The sequence below is a fragment of the Bradyrhizobium sp. OK095 genome (genome assembly GCF_900109945.1).
GTDB lineage: Bacteria > Pseudomonadota > Alphaproteobacteria > Rhizobiales > Xanthobacteraceae > Bradyrhizobium.
This window is the reverse complement of the sequence record NZ_FOBX01000001.1, coordinates 261,823-276,601: the sequence shown is the minus strand read 5'-3', so window position 1 is coordinate 276,601 and position 14,779 is coordinate 261,823. Positions and strand designations below refer to the sequence as shown.

The 14,779-nt window shown below is 63.9% G+C and carries 14 protein-coding genes; 9 read left to right on the top strand and 5 right to left on the bottom strand.

Going from position 1 to position 14,779, the window contains the following annotated elements; all coding sequences use genetic code 11:
• The first annotated feature begins 155 nt into the window (after positions 1-155).
• Together BMW89_RS01315 and BMW89_RS01310 are read left to right on the top strand one after the other, a co-directional pair.
• Entirely contained in the window at positions 156-1,079 is a 924-nt protein-coding gene (locus BMW89_RS01315; RefSeq protein WP_092021923.1) for an ABC transporter ATP-binding protein, read from the top strand.
• Positions 1,076-1,837, top strand: coding sequence for an ABC transporter permease (locus BMW89_RS01310; RefSeq protein WP_092021921.1), 762 nt, complete (start codon positions 1,076-1,078; stop codon positions 1,835-1,837). Before BMW89_RS01315 ends, BMW89_RS01310 begins: the two co-directional genes overlap by 4 nt.
• 46 nt (positions 1,838-1,883) lie before the next feature.
• On the opposite strand, the gene BMW89_RS01305 is transcribed toward BMW89_RS01310, so the two are convergent.
• Entirely contained in the window at positions 1,884-2,207 is a 324-nt protein-coding gene (locus BMW89_RS01305) for a hypothetical protein (protein WP_092021919.1), read from the bottom strand.
• Positions 2,208-2,535: 328 nt separating this feature from the next.
• Here BMW89_RS01305 and BMW89_RS01295 point away from each other — a divergent pair, with 328 nt between their 5' ends.
• Positions 2,536-3,318 (top strand): L,D-transpeptidase, encoded by a 783-nt coding sequence (locus BMW89_RS01295; RefSeq protein WP_244547479.1) that lies wholly within the window; start codon positions 2,536-2,538, stop codon positions 3,316-3,318.
• A 2-nt stretch (positions 3,319-3,320) separates the two neighbouring features.
• Here the strand turns inward: BMW89_RS01295 and BMW89_RS01290 are convergent, their stop codons facing one another.
• Positions 3,321-4,589 (bottom strand): zinc-binding metallopeptidase family protein, encoded by a 1,269-nt coding sequence (locus BMW89_RS01290; RefSeq protein WP_244547478.1) that lies wholly within the window; start codon positions 4,587-4,589, stop codon positions 3,321-3,323.
• A 155-nt stretch (positions 4,590-4,744) separates the two neighbouring features.
• Here BMW89_RS01290 and BMW89_RS01285 point away from each other — a divergent pair, with 155 nt between their 5' ends.
• Positions 4,745-5,743: a glycerophosphodiester phosphodiesterase gene (locus BMW89_RS01285; RefSeq protein WP_177195767.1), complete on the top strand. Its 999-nt coding sequence runs from the start codon at positions 4,745-4,747 to the stop codon at positions 5,741-5,743.
• A gap of 148 nt (positions 5,744-5,891) precedes the next feature.
• Here the strand turns inward: BMW89_RS01285 and BMW89_RS01280 are convergent, their stop codons facing one another.
• Positions 5,892-8,171 carry a spermidine synthase gene (locus tag BMW89_RS01280; protein WP_092021913.1) on the bottom strand — a complete coding sequence of 760 codons (2,280 nt, stop codon included), beginning with the start codon at positions 8,169-8,171 and terminating at the stop codon, positions 5,892-5,894.
• 177 nt (positions 8,172-8,348) lie between these two features.
• Between BMW89_RS01280 and BMW89_RS01275 the strand changes: the two genes are divergently transcribed.
• From BMW89_RS01275 to BMW89_RS01265, 3 genes are all read left to right on the top strand, one after another.
• Positions 8,349-9,959 carry a phytoene desaturase family protein gene (locus tag BMW89_RS01275; protein ID WP_177195766.1) on the top strand — a complete coding sequence of 537 codons (1,611 nt, stop codon included), beginning with the start codon at positions 8,349-8,351 and terminating at the stop codon, positions 9,957-9,959.
• A gap of 175 nt (positions 9,960-10,134) precedes the next feature.
• A complete protein-coding gene (locus BMW89_RS01270) occupies positions 10,135-10,320 on the top strand; it encodes a hypothetical protein (RefSeq protein WP_092021909.1) in 186 nt (61 codons plus the stop codon).
• Between the two features lie 71 nt (positions 10,321-10,391).
• Positions 10,392-10,688, top strand: coding sequence for a hypothetical protein (locus tag BMW89_RS01265; protein WP_092021907.1), 297 nt, complete (start codon positions 10,392-10,394; stop codon positions 10,686-10,688).
• Positions 10,689-11,128: 440 nt separating this feature from the next.
• On the opposite strand, the gene BMW89_RS01255 is transcribed toward BMW89_RS01265, so the two are convergent.
• On the bottom strand, positions 11,129-11,284 hold the full coding sequence (locus tag BMW89_RS01255; protein WP_092021903.1) for a Flp family type IVb pilin: 156 nt from the start codon (positions 11,282-11,284) through the stop codon (positions 11,129-11,131).
• Positions 11,285-11,447: 163 nt separating this feature from the next.
• Here BMW89_RS01255 and BMW89_RS01250 point away from each other — a divergent pair, with 163 nt between their 5' ends.
• Positions 11,448-12,335 carry a 50S ribosomal protein L11 methyltransferase gene (locus tag BMW89_RS01250; RefSeq protein ID WP_092021901.1) on the top strand — a complete coding sequence of 296 codons (888 nt, stop codon included), beginning with the start codon at positions 11,448-11,450 and terminating at the stop codon, positions 12,333-12,335.
• A gap of 5 nt (positions 12,336-12,340) precedes the next feature.
• Here the strand turns inward: BMW89_RS01250 and BMW89_RS01245 are convergent, their stop codons facing one another.
• Positions 12,341-12,520: a hypothetical protein gene (locus BMW89_RS01245; RefSeq protein WP_092023292.1), complete on the bottom strand. Its 180-nt coding sequence runs from the start codon at positions 12,518-12,520 to the stop codon at positions 12,341-12,343.
• A 185-nt stretch (positions 12,521-12,705) separates the two neighbouring features.
• Between BMW89_RS01245 and BMW89_RS01240 the strand changes: the two genes are divergently transcribed.
• Positions 12,706-14,535: an aminopeptidase P family protein gene (locus tag BMW89_RS01240; RefSeq protein ID WP_092021899.1), complete on the top strand. Its 1,830-nt coding sequence runs from the start codon at positions 12,706-12,708 to the stop codon at positions 14,533-14,535.
• Positions 14,536-14,779 lie beyond the last annotated feature (244 nt).

The window sequence follows — 14,779 nt, the reverse complement described above, 5'->3', positions numbered from 1 at the left end:
CAACACTTGCCCGAAACCTGCCACCGAAGGGCCTGTTTTGAGACCATTTTCCTCCGGCCAATTGCGACCGGGCAAGGGCATTCCTATCTCAGGGCTCCGCTGACCTGCCCGCCCGGGCAGGTTCCAGCCTCCCCCTCCCCACCCGACCGGCCATCATGTCCTCCATCATTTCCGTCGCCAATTTGTCGAAGACCTATGGGTCCGGCTTCAAGGCACTCAAGAACGTCAATCTCGACATCAAGCGCGGCGAGATCTTTGCGCTGCTCGGGCCCAACGGCGCCGGCAAGACCACGCTGATCTCGATCATCTGCGGCATCGCCAATCCGAGCGAGGGCAAGGTTCTCGTCGGCGGCGAGAACATCCAGACCTCCTATCGCAAGGCGCGGTCGCTGATCGGCTTGGTGCCGCAGGAACTGCACACCGACGCCTTCGAGAGCGTGTGGGCGACCGTGAGCTTCTCCCGCGGCCTGTTCGGCAAGCCGAAGAATCCTGCGCACATCGAGAAGGTGCTGAAGGACCTCTCGCTGTGGGACAAGAAGGACAGCAAGATCATCACGCTCTCCGGCGGCATGAAGCGCCGCGTGATGATCGCGAAAGCGCTGTCGCACGAGCCGCAGATCCTGTTCCTCGACGAGCCCACCGCCGGCGTCGACGTCGAGCTGCGCAAGGGCATGTGGGAAGTGGTGCGCACGCTGCAGCAATCCGGCGTCACCATCATCCTCACCACGCACTACATCGAGGAAGCCGAGGAGATGGCCGACCGCATCGGCGTCATCAACAAGGGCGAGATCGTGCTGGTCGAGGACAAGGCGACCTTGATGTCGAAGCTCGGCAAGAAGCGGCTGACGCTGCATCTGCAGGGCAAGGTCACCGCGCTGCCGGAGAGCCTCGCCCATTACGAGCTCGACCTCTGCGACAACGGCGCGACGCTGGTCTACGACTACGACACCAAGGGCGAGCGCACCGGCATCACCAGCCTGCTCAGCGATTTGCGCACCGCCGGCATCCGTTTCAACGATCTCGATACGACGCAATCGTCGCTCGAGGACATCTTCGTCGACCTCGTGAGGACGTCATGAACCACCGCGCCATCCGCGCCATCTATCTGTTCGAAATGGCACGCACCTGGCGCACGCTGCTGCAAAGCATCGTCTCGCCTGTGGTCTCGACCTCGCTCTATTTCGTGGTGTTCGGCGCCGCGATCGGCTCGCGCATCAGCCAGGTCGAGGGCGTCAGCTACGGCACCTTCATCGTGCCGGGCCTGATCATGCTTTCGGTGCTGACCCAGAGCATCGCCAACGCCTCGTTCGGCATCTACTTCCCGAAATTCACCGGCACGATCTACGAGATCCTGTCGGCGCCGATCTCCTATTACGAGATCGTGCTCGGCTATGTCGGCGCCGCCGCGACCAAGTCGATCATTCTGGGCCTGATCATCCTGGCGACCGCCGGGCTGTTCGTGCCGCTGCACATCCAGCATCCGTTCTGGATGCTGACCTTCCTGGTGCTGACGGCGGTGACGTTCAGCCTGTTCGGCTTCATCATCGGCATCTGGGCCGACGGCTTCGAGAAGCTGCAGATGATCCCGATGCTGGTGGTGACGCCGCTGACCTTCCTCGGCGGCAGCTTCTATTCCATCGACATGCTGCCGGCTACCTGGCGCTCGGTGGCGCTACTCAACCCGGTCGTCTACCTGATCTCCGGCTTCCGCTGGAGCTTTTACGAGATCGCCGATGTCAGCGTCGCCGTCAGCATCTGCATGACGACGGCATTCCTGGTGATTTGCCTTGCCGTGATCTGGTGGATTTTCCGGACGGGGTACCGGCTGAAGAATTGATTGTCATTCCGGGGCACGCGATGCGTGAGCCCGGAATGACGGGAAGTTACCGGTAACAGTGGAAGCGGTTGTAGCCGTCGTAAAAGCCGCGGCAGCGGCGATGGCCGTGATAGGGAATGCCGAGGATACCATCCACGGCACCTACGGCTCCGCCGACACCGGCCCCGACCACGCCTCCGACAGCGCCGCCCACCGGTCCGGCGATGCGGTTGCCTTCATAGGCGCCATCCTGAGCGCCGCGCACGATGCCTTGAGCGTGGCCGGGACGCGGCAGGCACGTCAGGGTCAGAACGATAGCGGCGCCTGCAAGGAGCAAGCGGCCGGGTAAACCGGCCGGCAACGACGCGGCGGTGACACGAACTTTGTTCATCACGTTTCCTAAGGGGTAAGCCCGCGGCGAAAGCCGCCGGCAAAGGTGGGCTCGCTTTCAACGCCTATGCGGCCAATTGGTTGCGTGTTCATGACAAATTGCCGCCATCATGAACGGACGCGCTCGCGAAAATGTCAGCATTGCCGCCGGCCACGCGGCACAAAGCGGCCTTGCTTACGCCCGGCATCGCGTTAACGATGGCAATAAGGTTAGCTTTGCGGGCCGCTGGAACGAAAGCCGGATTGCAGGCATAGTGCACGCCGGGGGACGGAGAGCCGCGGCGCCTTGCACGAACAGGCCGGAGGCCAGAACTCAAATGCGTTTCCAGATGCGTTCATATTTCATAGCTTTCACCTCCCTGATGCTTTTGAGCGCCGGCACCGCGCAGGCCAAGGTCGAGATCACCGTCGACAAGGACAATCAGCAGATGACCGTCGCCGTCGACGGCGTCGCGCGCTATCACTGGCCGGTGTCGACCGGCATCCCTTCGCGCGAGACCCCGGGCGGCTCGTTCCGCACCTTCCGCATGGAAGAGGATCACTACTCCAAGGAATTCGACGACGCGCCGATGCCGCATTCGATCTTCTTCACCAAGGTCGGGCACGCCATCCATGGCACCGACTCGGTTGGCCGTCTCGGCACGCCGGCCTCGCATGGCTGCGTACGGCTGTCGCGCCAGAATGCCTCGACGCTGTACGCGCTGGTGCAGCAGCAGGGCGTGCTCAACACCACGGTGACGCTGACCGGCTCGGCGCAGGTCGCGCTCGCCCGCAATCCGCGCGGCCGCAACCCCACAGCCGTCGCCCGCGCCCCGCAGCAGCCTGCCGAAGAGCAGTACGCCACATCAGGCGATCCCGTGAACCTGACGCCGCAGGCCGCACCCGCCCGCCGCTACATGCCGCAGGACGATAACTACATTTATCCCGCCGACGGCAGCGACACCGGCGCGCGCTATCCGGCACCGCGCGGCAGCCGCCCGCTCTATGACGCGCAGGTCTATCAACAGCAGCAGCCGCAGCAGTACTACAATCAGGGCAATGGCCAGCAGGGCACCTATTATCAGCCCCAGCCCCGGCAGTTTTATCAGCCGCGCGGTTACTACCAGAACTGATTCTATCTGAACGCGGCGTCGCCGCGTTCGACGATTTTTCGCACAACGTCGACGAAGGCACGGGCGACCGGCTCCAGGATTTCCGGTCCGGTCGCCGTGAGATCGTCCGACGGCGTGTGGAACGTGCGATGGCGGCCCGCCATGCCGAGGAAATTGGTGTAGCCGGCCGCGTGCACGTCGCGCAGTTCGCCGACTGCCTGCTTCTCCGTCACCAGATGTTTTGCGGCGACCTTTGCAAAAGCCTCATCGGTCAGAGCGACCGCGGATTTGCTCAGCACGAGATAGCGCTCCTCCTCGGGCCGATCAATGCGGGCGCCTTCCGCAAAGGCATAGCAGGCGTTCGATGAACCGAAATGGATCCACGCCAGCGTATTCTTCGGCGCCGGTGCGCCGTTCTTCAGGAACAGCTCCATGCCGCCATGGCCGATCTCGTGGCCGGCGGTGGCGATGAAGACAAAATGGGCCGGCCATTTTTCGGCGGCGGCGGTCCGCGCAAGTGCGAGGAAATTGGCAATGCCGGGGCCACGTTCGCAAACGCAAGTGTACCAGCCGGTCATCGGCGTGGAGACGACGATGACTGGCCCGGCGCCGATCTCTGCGACGACGTTGCGGCTAGCGACATCGCGCGCGTAATGGCCCTTGACGTCCAACGTCACTGCCGCGCCTGACGCAAGCGCGCGCTCGAACGTACCGCGCGACTTGGCACCGACCACGATCACCGGCACCGGCCAGGGCGCATCCTCCTGCGTGACATTGTAGGCGAAGCGCTCATCGGCGGGATTACCGATCATCAGGAGGATCGCCGCGGGCTTTTCCGCGGCGGCTTCCGTGATCGCCGCGCGATGATTTGGGCCGAGATAGGCACCGCGATCGAACGGCAGGTCGAGCAAAAGGATCTTTCCGGCGACATCGCCGTCGCGCGCCAGCGGCGCGGCAAGATGGAAGCTCGCTCTGTCCTCCGGCGGCCACCAGAACGGCGTCGCCTCGACGCTCGTGCCAGTCGCCTCAGCACTTGCCTGCTCGACGACATATTGCCGGCCGAGGACGACGGGCTGGAAGCTGACGTCGAACCCGGCCTGCTTCATCTCGCCCGCGATCCAGTCGGCGGTCGCGCGGTCACCGGGCGAGCCGAATCGGTGCAGGCCGAAGGAGGCATAGCGCGCCACGTCCTCGTAGAGACTGGCGCCGGAGAGCACGTCCTTGGCTGCTGCTTGTCCGGCCATGAGAACCGTCATGAGAACCGTCATGATCGCGATGATGATGTGCCGCATGTGAATGGCTCCCTGAACCGATGCTCTTTTTTGAGAGCTAGTTTCCGCCTTCCACGGCCGCCGTCAACCACCTGTCGACTACGAAGCTGGACGAACCCGGCAATCATTTCATAATCTCCTCCTTTCACGTCCTCTCATTTGGGCTCCGAACCTTGATGCCGTCACGTGCCACGACAATCCTGACCGTGCTCTCGGTTCTCACTGCAGGACAAGCCATGACCTTACAAGCTGTGGCCTTTGATCTCGAGGCCCATCGCGGCGGGCGGGCGCTGTTGCCGGAAAACACCCTGCCGGCCTTCGCCAACGCGCTGTCGATGGGAGTGGACACGCTGGAGCTCGATGTCGCCATCACCGCCGATGGCGGGGTCGTCATCTCGCATGAACGCGGGCTCAATCCCGATCTCGCACGGGACGTGAACGGTAGCTATATCGCGCCACCCGGTACGCCCTTCGTGAAGCTGCGGCTCGAAGAGATCAAGAGCTATGACGTCGGCCAGATCCGGCCCGACAGCGCCTATGCCAAGCAATTCCCCGAACAGCGCGCCGTGCCGGGGACGCGCATTCCTACGCTGGAGCAGCTGTTCGCGCTGGTGCGCAAGTCCGGCAACACGCGCGTGCGCTTCAACATCGAGACCAAGATCGATCCGAACCATCCGGACGAGTCGCTCGGCCCGCAAGCTTTCGTCACGAAGCTGCTGGGACTGATCGAGACCGAAAAATTCTCCGACCGCGTCATGATCCAGTCGTTCGACTGGCGCACCTTGCAGCTGGTCCAGCAGCAGGCCCCTGATATGCCGACGGTGTACCTGACACTCCAGCGCGGCCCGGGCCAAACCGTCGCGCTCGACAAGGCGACCAACTGGACGGCGGGTTTCAGTCCGGCCGATCACGGCGGCTCGCTGCCGGCCACCATCAAGGCTGCGGGCGGCGCGATCTGGTCGCCCTATTTCGGCGATGTGACGGCGGCGCTGATCACTGAAGCCCACGGGCTCGGACTGCGCGTGGTGGTCTGGACGGTCAACAAGCCCGAAGACATCGCGCGCATGATCGATCTCGGCGTCGACGGAATCATCTCGGACAGGCCGGACCTGCTGCGACAGGTCGCCGGCGAGAAGGGAATTGCGCTGCCGGCGGCGACGCCGGTCGAGCCGTAAGCTTCGGTCTCGTGTCCCGGACGCGGTGCAGCGTGCAACGCTGCTCCGCAGCGCCGGGACCCAGAAAGCCGCGATGGGCCCCGGCTCTGCAGCGCATCACTTCGTGCTGCGCTGCGTCCGGGGCACGAGACCGTTAATGGCGCGAAGCCTACTCCCCGTCCCTCAAGCGCCGATACAGCGCACCAAGAATGTTGGAATAATCGTCGGTCCAGACCCGCACCCTGTCGTCGGCTTCGGTCAGCTCCCAGACCTTCGAAGAGGCGAGCTTGCCGACATCGGCTTCCTCGCGCGCGGAGATGACGACGTCGGTCGAGAAGATGTAGTCCGCGTCGCGCCCGGAATCCTCGTTGTAGACCCAGCTCTTCAAATCGTTGGCGTCGGCAATGCCGACCACGACGGTCTCGAGATCGAGGTGCCGGTTGGAGACGTGCATCACCACGGCGCCGTGGGGCGCGAGCTTGTCCTTGTAGATCTTCATCGCCTCTTCGGTGGCAAGATGAATCGGGATCGCATCGGACGAATAGGCATCGACGATGATCAAATCATAGGCGCCGTCGGGCTCCTTGGCGAAGGTGAGACGGGCGTCGCCGATCACCGGTTTCAGGCCCGGCATGCAGCTCGAGATGTAGCGGAAATTCTTCGGGTCGCTTGCGGCGTCGACCATGGACTGGTCGATCTCAAAGAAGGTCCAGCTTTCGCCAGGCTCAGCGGCGCAGGTGAGCGTGCCGGAGCCGACGCCGATCGCCGCGACCTTGAGCGGTGCGCCCTTGCGCTCGCGGATCGCGGTGATGGCCTGACCAATGCCGCCGTCCTTGTGGTAATAGGTGATCGGCTCGGGCCGGCCGGTGACCGGCGTGCCGTCGTTGTTGCGGAAGCGCTCGGCGCCGTGGATCGTGGTGCCGTGCATCAGCACGTGGAAATAGCCGCCGGGCGTCTCCACGATCTTGTGCACGCCGAAGAAGCTGCGCACGGTGGTGACGCGCCCCTCGTCCGCCGGATATATCCGGATCAGCGCCAGCGCCAGCGCGACGGTGACAAAAATCTTCCAGCGCCCGGCATTGAGCGCCAGCGTCAGCAGCGCGGCGAGCACGCCGACGGAGCCGGCGACCCAGACGCGGTGATCTTCGAACCAGGTCGAAAGAGTGCCTGTCGAATAGGACGGCGCGACCAGCGCGATCACGAGCACGACGAGCAGGAGCCAGTAGCCGTTGATGAAGCGCGCGAGGCGCTCGTTCTGCGACGGCCGGCACAGCGCCGCGAACGCGATCAGGATCGGGTATTCGGCGATCCACGAGAAGGTGAAGGGCGCGACGAGGCCGGCAAACAGGCCGCCGACCATGCCGCCGAACGACAGCGCGACATAGAAGCCGGTGAGATATTTGGCTGCGGGGCGGGTCCGCGCCAGTTCGCCGTGACAAGCCATGGCGATGACGAAGAAGCACAATTGATGACCGCCGAGCGTCAGCAGCAGATTCTGCTCGCCGCCGAAGGCGAGCAGGAAAATGACGCCCGCGATCGCGACCGGCTGGAGCATCAGCATCCATTTGTGCGGCAGCAAGGGCCGCGACTGGAACACCACCACCCAGGTGAGCAGATACAGCGACAGCGGCAGCACCCAGAGCAGTGGCGCAGCGGCGACGTCGGTCGAAATGTGCGCGGTGACGGCGATGAGCAGGCCCGACGGCACTGCGGCGAGGAAGATCCAGCGCAGCCGCGTCACGAGGCCTGGCGCCGGCGCGTTGATCTCCTCGGTTCGCGCATCGGCCACCGCCAGCTTCGGCGAGCGCAGCAGCAGCACGCCGCAAGCGGCAATCAGCAGAATCAGCAGGCCATAGCCGCCGGTCCAGAACCGGTTCTGCGTGTGCAGCGTGAACATCGGCTCCAGCAGGAACGGATAGGACAACAGCGCGAGGAAGCTGCCGATGTTGGAGGAGGCATAGAGGAAATAGGGATCGTGGCCGGCGGGATGGCCGGTGCGGACGAACCAGGCTTGCAGCAGCGGATTGTTGGCGGCGAGCGCGAAGAACGGCAGCCCGATCGAGACCACGAACAGACCGAGCAGCCAGAACGCATAGCCCGAAGCCGGCGGATCGCCATAGGCGGTGGCGACACCGAGCGGCAGCGTAACGAAAGCCAGCACCAGCAACAGAAGATGCACCACGACAGGAACGACGCGATTCCTGACCTGCATCAGCAGGTGCGCGTAGGCGTAGCCGGCCAGCAACAGCGACTGGAAGAACACCATCGCCACCGACCACACCGCAGGCGAGCCGCCGAGCCGCGGCAGCACCATCTTCGTGAACAGCGGCTGCACCGAGAACAGCAGCAGCGCACTGACGAAGATCGCAGCGGTGTAGACCGTCAGCAGCAGCCGGTTGCGCGACGAGGACGGCTGCTCCGCGGCGGCGGGTTGCACGATCGAATCCATGGAAGCTCCAGCAAAACCCCGGCGGGCGCCGGACGGGCGCAATGGAGCACACGGCGCCTGAACGGGCAATAAAGGGGCTCGTGATGTTGCAGCGGGGAATGCCTGATATACAGATGTCATTCAGGGTCTGGTTTTTTGGACCAGCCGGGAATGACCGCGGAACAGCAAGAATCCATCATGACCGAAACCGACGTCATCATCATTGGCGCTGGCCATAACGGCCTCACCTGCGCGGCCTATCTCGCGATGGCGGGCCTGCGCGTGCGCGTGGTCGAGCGCCGCAAGGTGGTCGGCGGGGCCGCGGTCACCGAGGAGTTTCATCCCGGGTTCAGGAATTCGGTCGCGGCCTATACGGTGAGCCTGCTCAATCCGCAGGTCATCCGTGACCTCAAGCTCGCCGAACAGGGCCTGCGTGTCGTCGAACGGCGCGCCCAGAATTTCTTGCCTGCGCCGGATGGCACCTACCTCCTCACCGGCGAGGGGCGAACGCAAGCGTCGGTGGCGCGGCTCAGCGCGCATGATGCGGAGGCGCTCGACGGCTTCTCGCGCGAGCTGGAAGAGATCGCCGACGTGCTCAGGCAATTCGTGCTGCGGGCGCCGCCGAACCTCATTGACGGTTTTGGCACGAATGCGATCCGCGAGGGCATGAACGCATTGCAGAGCGCCAACATCCTGCGCGGCCTGACGCTGGAGCAAAGCCGCAGCCTGCTCGACCTCTTCACCCGCTCGGCCGGCGAGATGCTGGACGAGCGGTTCGAGCACGATCTGGTCAAGGCGCTGTTCGGCTTCGATGCCATCGTCGGCAACTATGCCAGCCCCTACGCGGCGGGCTCGGCCTATGTGATGCTGCACCACGCCTTCGGCGAGGTGAACGGCAAGAAGGGCGTCTGGGGCCACGCCATCGGCGGCATGGGCGCGATCACGCAAGCCATGGCACGCGCCGCGCGCGACCGTGGCGTCGCGATCGACACCGATGCGGGCGTGCGCGAGGTGATCGTCGAGCGCGACCGTGCGGTCGGCGTGGTGCTGGAAAACGGCGAGACGATCCGCGCCAAATATGTCGCGGCCAACGTCAATCCAAAACTGCTCTATACGCGGCTGATCGCGGCCGACGCCCTGCCCCAGGATTTCCTGACCCGCATCCGGCACTGGAAGAATGGCTCCGGCACCTTCCGCATGAACGTGGCGCTGGACCGCCTGCCCTCCTTCACGGCGCTGCCCGGCGACGGCGATCATCTCTCCTCCGGCATCATCCTGGCGCCCAGCCTCGGCTACATGGACCGCGCCTATCTCGATGCGCGCGCGCAAGGCTGGAGCAGGTCACCTATCGTGGAGATGCTGATCCCCTCGACGCTCGACGACACGCTGGCTCCGGAAGGAAAACACGTCGCGAGCCTGTTCTGCCAGCACGTCGCGCCGGAGCTTCCCGATGGAAAATCCTGGGACGATCATCGCGACGAGGTCGCCGATCTCATGATCGCGACGGTGGACAAATACGCACCGGGTTTTGCGTCAAGCGTGCTCGGCCGTCAGATCCTCTCCCCGCTCGATCTCGAACGGCAGTTCGGCCTGTTAGGGGGCGACATTTTTCACGGCGCTCTTAGCCTGAACCAGCTGTTCTCGGCGCGGCCGATGCTGGGCCATGCCGATTATCGCGGCCCCCTAAAGGGCCTCTATCATTGCGGCTCCGGCGCCCACCCCGGCGGCGGCGTCACTGGCGCCCCCGGCCACAACGCCGCGCAGACGATCTTGCGGGATCACCGCTCGCTGTTCGGAAGCCGTGGATAGGTCTGTGGATGGGCTGTGCACCGGCTGTTGGCAGAGCGGTGCGGAAAGCGGTGACTTGTCGGGCTAGATACCCCGGCACAAGCTGTGGAAAAGGCGCGGGATAAGCAGGGTATAAGACGGTGGATGGCACCCGAACAGTGAGTGGACAGGCTGTAGACGTCCGGTAGTGAATCGCATGATCGACGAGAAGAGAAATGCAGAAGACATCCGCTGGAGCGAGCAGGTTGCCGCGTCGATCGTAGACGAGTTGCTGGTCGCGAAACTGATATCGGAAGATCAGGCTGAGTGGGCGCGCCAGATCGTCGCCCAAGACATTCATATCCAGCCGATCTCCGGCTCTAGGCCACCAAATTCGAACTGAGGCACCACCGGGCATTCGGTAGTGTCTCAGTTGGCTTGGCGGTAAGCTTCGCCAGGGAGGGGTACTGAGAGATGAAAGACGCGTGGATTCCAGTTATTGGTGCGGGAGCGGTGGCGATCATTTCGCTGACGGGCGCCATTTACCTGCGCTCATCCACGCAAGTGGGCGAGATCGGTGCCCGATGGAATCAAGCTGCCGCGATTCTGGTTGGCGCAGCGGTTGCTATGGCTGCCACCCGCTTTGGGAGCCTGGATTGGTATTTTGCCATTCCCTTAGGGGCGGTAGCGTTTGCTGCTATCCGCTTCCCGGTTTATGCGCGCCATAGCAAAAATGCGAATCATCAAAATCGCGACGAGATTTCGAACTGAGACCCTAGCGGGCATTCGGTGTGTCTAAGTCTGGAAGGGACCAACCTTGCAAGAGAGGCAACACCACTATGTTGCACATTCAAACTAGCTTTCAGGACACGCCCGGCGACGGCTACTATTTCGTGCTTCTCCATGAAGGGCGAAATCTGAGCGATCAGATCAACGACCTCGGCTTAAAGGACGGAGATCTTGTGCTGCTTTGGGAGCCTGGTTGTGGAGACCACACTGTCGAGGCAAGACTTTTGTTCAACTACCGTCATCCGATGACTGCCGATGGTAGGCTTTGGGCTAAGGAAATTTCAGACTGAGCATTACAGGGCATCCCTGTGAAAACGCCCGCCCAAACGACCTCGCCCGCCGGGGGCCAATTCCCCCGTGCGGGCGATCGTCAGGAACAGCCTATGAAGAAATCAGTCCCACTGGGAAATGGGGGGCGGAAATTACTTCAAGGAGCTGCTAATCGAACCGAACTTGTCGTTCATCGTACTGCCCAGGCTGTTCACCACGGTGATGATCGCCAACGCGATACCGGCCGCGATCAGGCCGTATTCGATAGCGGTCGCACCTGATTCGTCGGACCAGAACTTCAAAACCATGCGCTTCAAGACTCGCCTCCATTTCCATTCCAAGGTGTATTGGTTAGTTCCAACATCCGGAAATATACGGAGCACAACCTGCGGTCAGGTTAAGCCCGCAATTGCAAGTTATGCGAAAAATTGGGAACAAAAGTTCCACGAATTGAACTCAACGGAACCCTAAATGCAGCCTTCTCCAACCCATCGCGCCAGCTTTTCGATCGGCACCGAGGCTGCGGCGAGGCGCGTCGTCGACGTGCTCACCGAGGTCTTTTTCGAAGGCGATGCGGCGGTCGCCGCGTTCGAGCGGCCGGACGGACAATGGGACGTCGCCCTGCATTTCGCCGAGGCACCGGACCAGGAATTGCTGCGCGAACTCGTTGCAACTTCAACAGGAAATGAGATCGCCGGGACGCTTGCCTTCGACACGGTCGAGGCCAGGGACTGGGTCAGGGCCAGCCTGGAAGATCTCGTCCCGGTCCCGGCCGGGCGCTTCGTCGTCCACGGCAGCCATGACCGTGACCGCGTCGCGCCGAACAAGCTCAGGATCGAGATCGAGGCGGCGCTCGCCTTCGGCACCGGCCATCACGGCACCACGCGCGGCTGTTTACTGTTGCTTGACCATGTCCTGAAGAGTTCCCACCCGAGGAACCTGCTCGACCTGGGCACCGGGACCGGAGTGCTGGCCATCGCCGCGGCGAAGGCGCTGCATCGCACGGTGCTGGCCTCTGACATCGATCCCCTCTCGGTGCGCGTGGCGGCCGAGAACGCGGCGCTGAATGAAACAGGTCAACATGTGCGGGTGATCTGCGCCACCGGCTTCGCCGCGCCGGATTTTGCGAGGTGCGGCCCGTTCGACCTGGTGCTGGCGAACATCCTGGCCAATCCGTTACGGCAGTTGGCGGGCCCGATGACGCGGCACCTTGCGCCAGGCGGGCGCGTCATCCTCTCAGGCCTGTTGACGCAACAGGCGCCAGCCGTGATCGCCGCCTACCGCGCGCGTGGCCTAGTGCCGCTGCGGCATCAGCGGATAGAGGGGTGGAGCAGCTTGTTGCTGCGGAAGATGGGGTAAGCGCGCTACTCCGCCGGCTTCTCGTCCCGGGGCATCGCGGGCTCACCTTGCAAGGCGCGCCTTGCGCGTCGCTCGGCGAAACGATTGATCATCTGGCTGATAAGGCCACGCGGCTTCTTGGGGAGTGCCGCGGCCGGGGCGCGGCGCGCCGGCGGCGAAATCTTCTCAAACGTGAACGCTGGCATCGTGTGTCCCCTCGCCATTGAGATGAACCACCTGCTCGAATTTCCCTGTTATCCGGACGAAGCGCAACTGCTGCATCCTGTACTCCACTCAATTCGAATGGAACCTTTTCAAGCACAGTCCATGCCAGTTGCGACCTCAAATGCGTCTACATTGCGGACTGATCCTCGTGATCCTAAACTGAGCCATGTTCGAAGCACACTTCCAGACATTCGAGGAGCCCGAGGCCGGCGTCGCATTGACGGCGCGGCTGGCCGCGCTCCGTGAAGAACTCGCCCGCCGCAAGCTGACCGGCTTCGTCATTCCGCGCGCCGACCAGCAGCAGAATGAATATGTCCCGCCATCGGAAGAGCGGCTGGCCTGGCTGACCGGCTTCACCGGCTCGGCGGGATTGGCCGTGGTGCTGACGCATGAGGCCGCCGTCTTCGTCGACGGCCGCTATACGATCCAGGCCGCCAAGCAGGTCGATGCAAAGGCCTGGGCGGTGGAATCGCTGATCGATCCGCCGCCGGAGAGCTGGGTCTCCGTGCACCTGAAAGCCGGCGACCGCCTCGGATTTGATCCGTGGCTGCACACTTCTTCGGCAGCCGAGCGCCTGTCCGCGGCCTGCGCCAAGGCCGGCGCCGAGCTGGTCGCGGTCGACAGCAATCCGGTCGACGCCATCTGGCAGGACCGGCCGCAGCCGCCGCTCGCCCCGGTCGCCGTGCACAGCCTGCAAAATGCCGGCGTCGCCGAGGCCGAGAAGATCACGCAGATCAGAGGCGAGATCGGCAAGCTCGGCGTCGACGCGCTGGTGCTCTCCGACAGCCACGCCGTGGCCTGGACCTTCAACATCCGCGGCGCCGACGTCGCGCATACGCCGCTGCCGCTGTCCTACGCGCTGGTGCCGAAGGAGGGACGTCCGACCGTCTTCATCGACCATCGCAAGCTCTCCAACCTCGCGCGCGACCACCTCGAGCAGTCCGCCGACGTGCGCGAGCCCGATGCGATGGCGCCAACGCTGATGGCGCTGGCAAAAAGCGGCGCCGCGATCGCGCTCGACAATGCCACCGCGGCCGATGCGCTGAGCCGGCTGATCGCGGGCGCCGGCGGCAAGCCAGTGCGCGGCAGCGATCCGATCGCGCTGCTCAAGGCGGTCAAGAACGCGACCGAGATCAAGGGCACGCAGACGGCGCATCGCCGCGATGCCGTGGCGCTGGCGCGCTTCCTCGCATGGATCGATCGCGAGGCGCCGAGCGGCAAGCTGACCGAGATCGACGCAGTCGAGGCGCTCGAAACATTCCGCCGCGACACCGGCGCGCTGAAGGACGTCTCGTTCCCGACCATCTCGGGCACCGGGCCGAACGGCGCCATCGTGCACTACCGCGTCACCCGCAAGAGCAACCGGCGGATCGCGCCCGGCGATCTCCTGCTGATCGATTCCGGCGCGCAGTATGAAGACGGCACCACCGACGTCACGCGGACGATGGCCGTCGGCGAGCCGACGGACGAGATGCGCGACCGCTTCACCCGCGTGCTGCGCGGCCATATCGCGATCGCGCGCGCGGTGTTCCCCGACGGCGCAAATGGCGCGCAGCTCGACACGCTGGCGCGGCAATATCTCTGGGCCGCCGGCGTCGATTTCGAGCACGGCACCGGCCACGGCGTCGGCAGCTATCTCAGCGTTCACGAGGGGCCGGCGCGGATCTCGAAACTCGGCACCACGCCGCTGAAGCGCGGCATGATCCTCTCCAACGAGCCCGGCTACTACAAGACCGACGGCTTCGGCATCCGCATCGAGAACCTCGAGCTGGTGGTCGAAGCCAGTATCAAGGGCGCCGAGAAGCCGATGAACGCATTCGAGACGCTGACCCTGGCGCCGATCGATCGCCGGCTGATCGACGTCACGATGCTGGGCAAGGACGAGCTCGCCTGGCTGAATGCTTACCATTCGCGCGTGAGGGCCGAGGTAGGGCCGGCGCTGGATGAGGCGACGAAGGCGTGGCTCGATCAGGCAACGGCAGAGCTGAAGGCATAAGGTCGTCGCTCTACCGCGCATAGCGCTACGCGATTTGCGCAAGGCTCTTTCTCCACCCCCGCTGTCATTCCCCGCGAAAGCGGGGAATCCAGTATTCCAGAAACAGCAAACGTACGCGGAGAAGCCGCGGCGTACTGGATCGCCCGATCAAGCCGGGCGATGACACCGAATTTGTGCTCCGGGCAACGCGCCCAATCGGTCGCCAACGTGCCCTCATCATAACCGTCCCGGAATCGGTATAGCC

What these genes read in the sequence shown, in the direction of transcription:
- BMW89_RS01245 (WP_092023292.1), bottom strand. Translation starts at nt 12,520, where the DNA reads ATGCCAGCGTTCACGTTTGAGAAGATTTCGCCGCCGGCGCGCCGCGCC.
- BMW89_RS01275 (WP_177195766.1), top strand. Translation starts at nt 8,349, where the DNA reads ATGACCGAAACCGACGTCATCATCATTGGCGCTGGCCATAACGGCCTC.
- BMW89_RS01280 (WP_092021913.1), bottom strand. Translation starts at nt 8,171, where the DNA reads ATGGATTCGATCGTGCAACCCGCCGCCGCGGAGCAGCCGTCCTCGTCG.
- BMW89_RS01295 (WP_244547479.1), top strand. Translation starts at nt 2,536, where the DNA reads ATGCGTTCATATTTCATAGCTTTCACCTCCCTGATGCTTTTGAGCGCC.
- BMW89_RS01315 (WP_092021923.1), top strand. Translation starts at nt 156, where the DNA reads ATGTCCTCCATCATTTCCGTCGCCAATTTGTCGAAGACCTATGGGTCC.
- BMW89_RS01310 (WP_092021921.1), top strand. Translation starts at nt 1,076, where the DNA reads ATGAACCACCGCGCCATCCGCGCCATCTATCTGTTCGAAATGGCACGC.
- BMW89_RS01285 (WP_177195767.1), top strand. Translation starts at nt 4,745, where the DNA reads ATGCCGTCACGTGCCACGACAATCCTGACCGTGCTCTCGGTTCTCACT.
- BMW89_RS01305 (WP_092021919.1), bottom strand. Translation starts at nt 2,207, where the DNA reads ATGAACAAAGTTCGTGTCACCGCCGCGTCGTTGCCGGCCGGTTTACCC.
- BMW89_RS01270 (WP_092021909.1), top strand. Translation starts at nt 10,135, where the DNA reads ATGATCGACGAGAAGAGAAATGCAGAAGACATCCGCTGGAGCGAGCAG.
- BMW89_RS01255 (WP_092021903.1), bottom strand. Translation starts at nt 11,284, where the DNA reads ATGGTTTTGAAGTTCTGGTCCGACGAATCAGGTGCGACCGCTATCGAA.
- BMW89_RS01250 (WP_092021901.1), top strand. Translation starts at nt 11,448, where the DNA reads ATGCAGCCTTCTCCAACCCATCGCGCCAGCTTTTCGATCGGCACCGAG.
- BMW89_RS01240 (WP_092021899.1), top strand. Translation starts at nt 12,706, where the DNA reads ATGTTCGAAGCACACTTCCAGACATTCGAGGAGCCCGAGGCCGGCGTC.
- BMW89_RS01265 (WP_092021907.1), top strand. Translation starts at nt 10,392, where the DNA reads ATGAAAGACGCGTGGATTCCAGTTATTGGTGCGGGAGCGGTGGCGATC.
- BMW89_RS01290 (WP_244547478.1), bottom strand. Translation starts at nt 4,589, where the DNA reads ATGCGGCACATCATCATCGCGATCATGACGGTTCTCATGACGGTTCTC.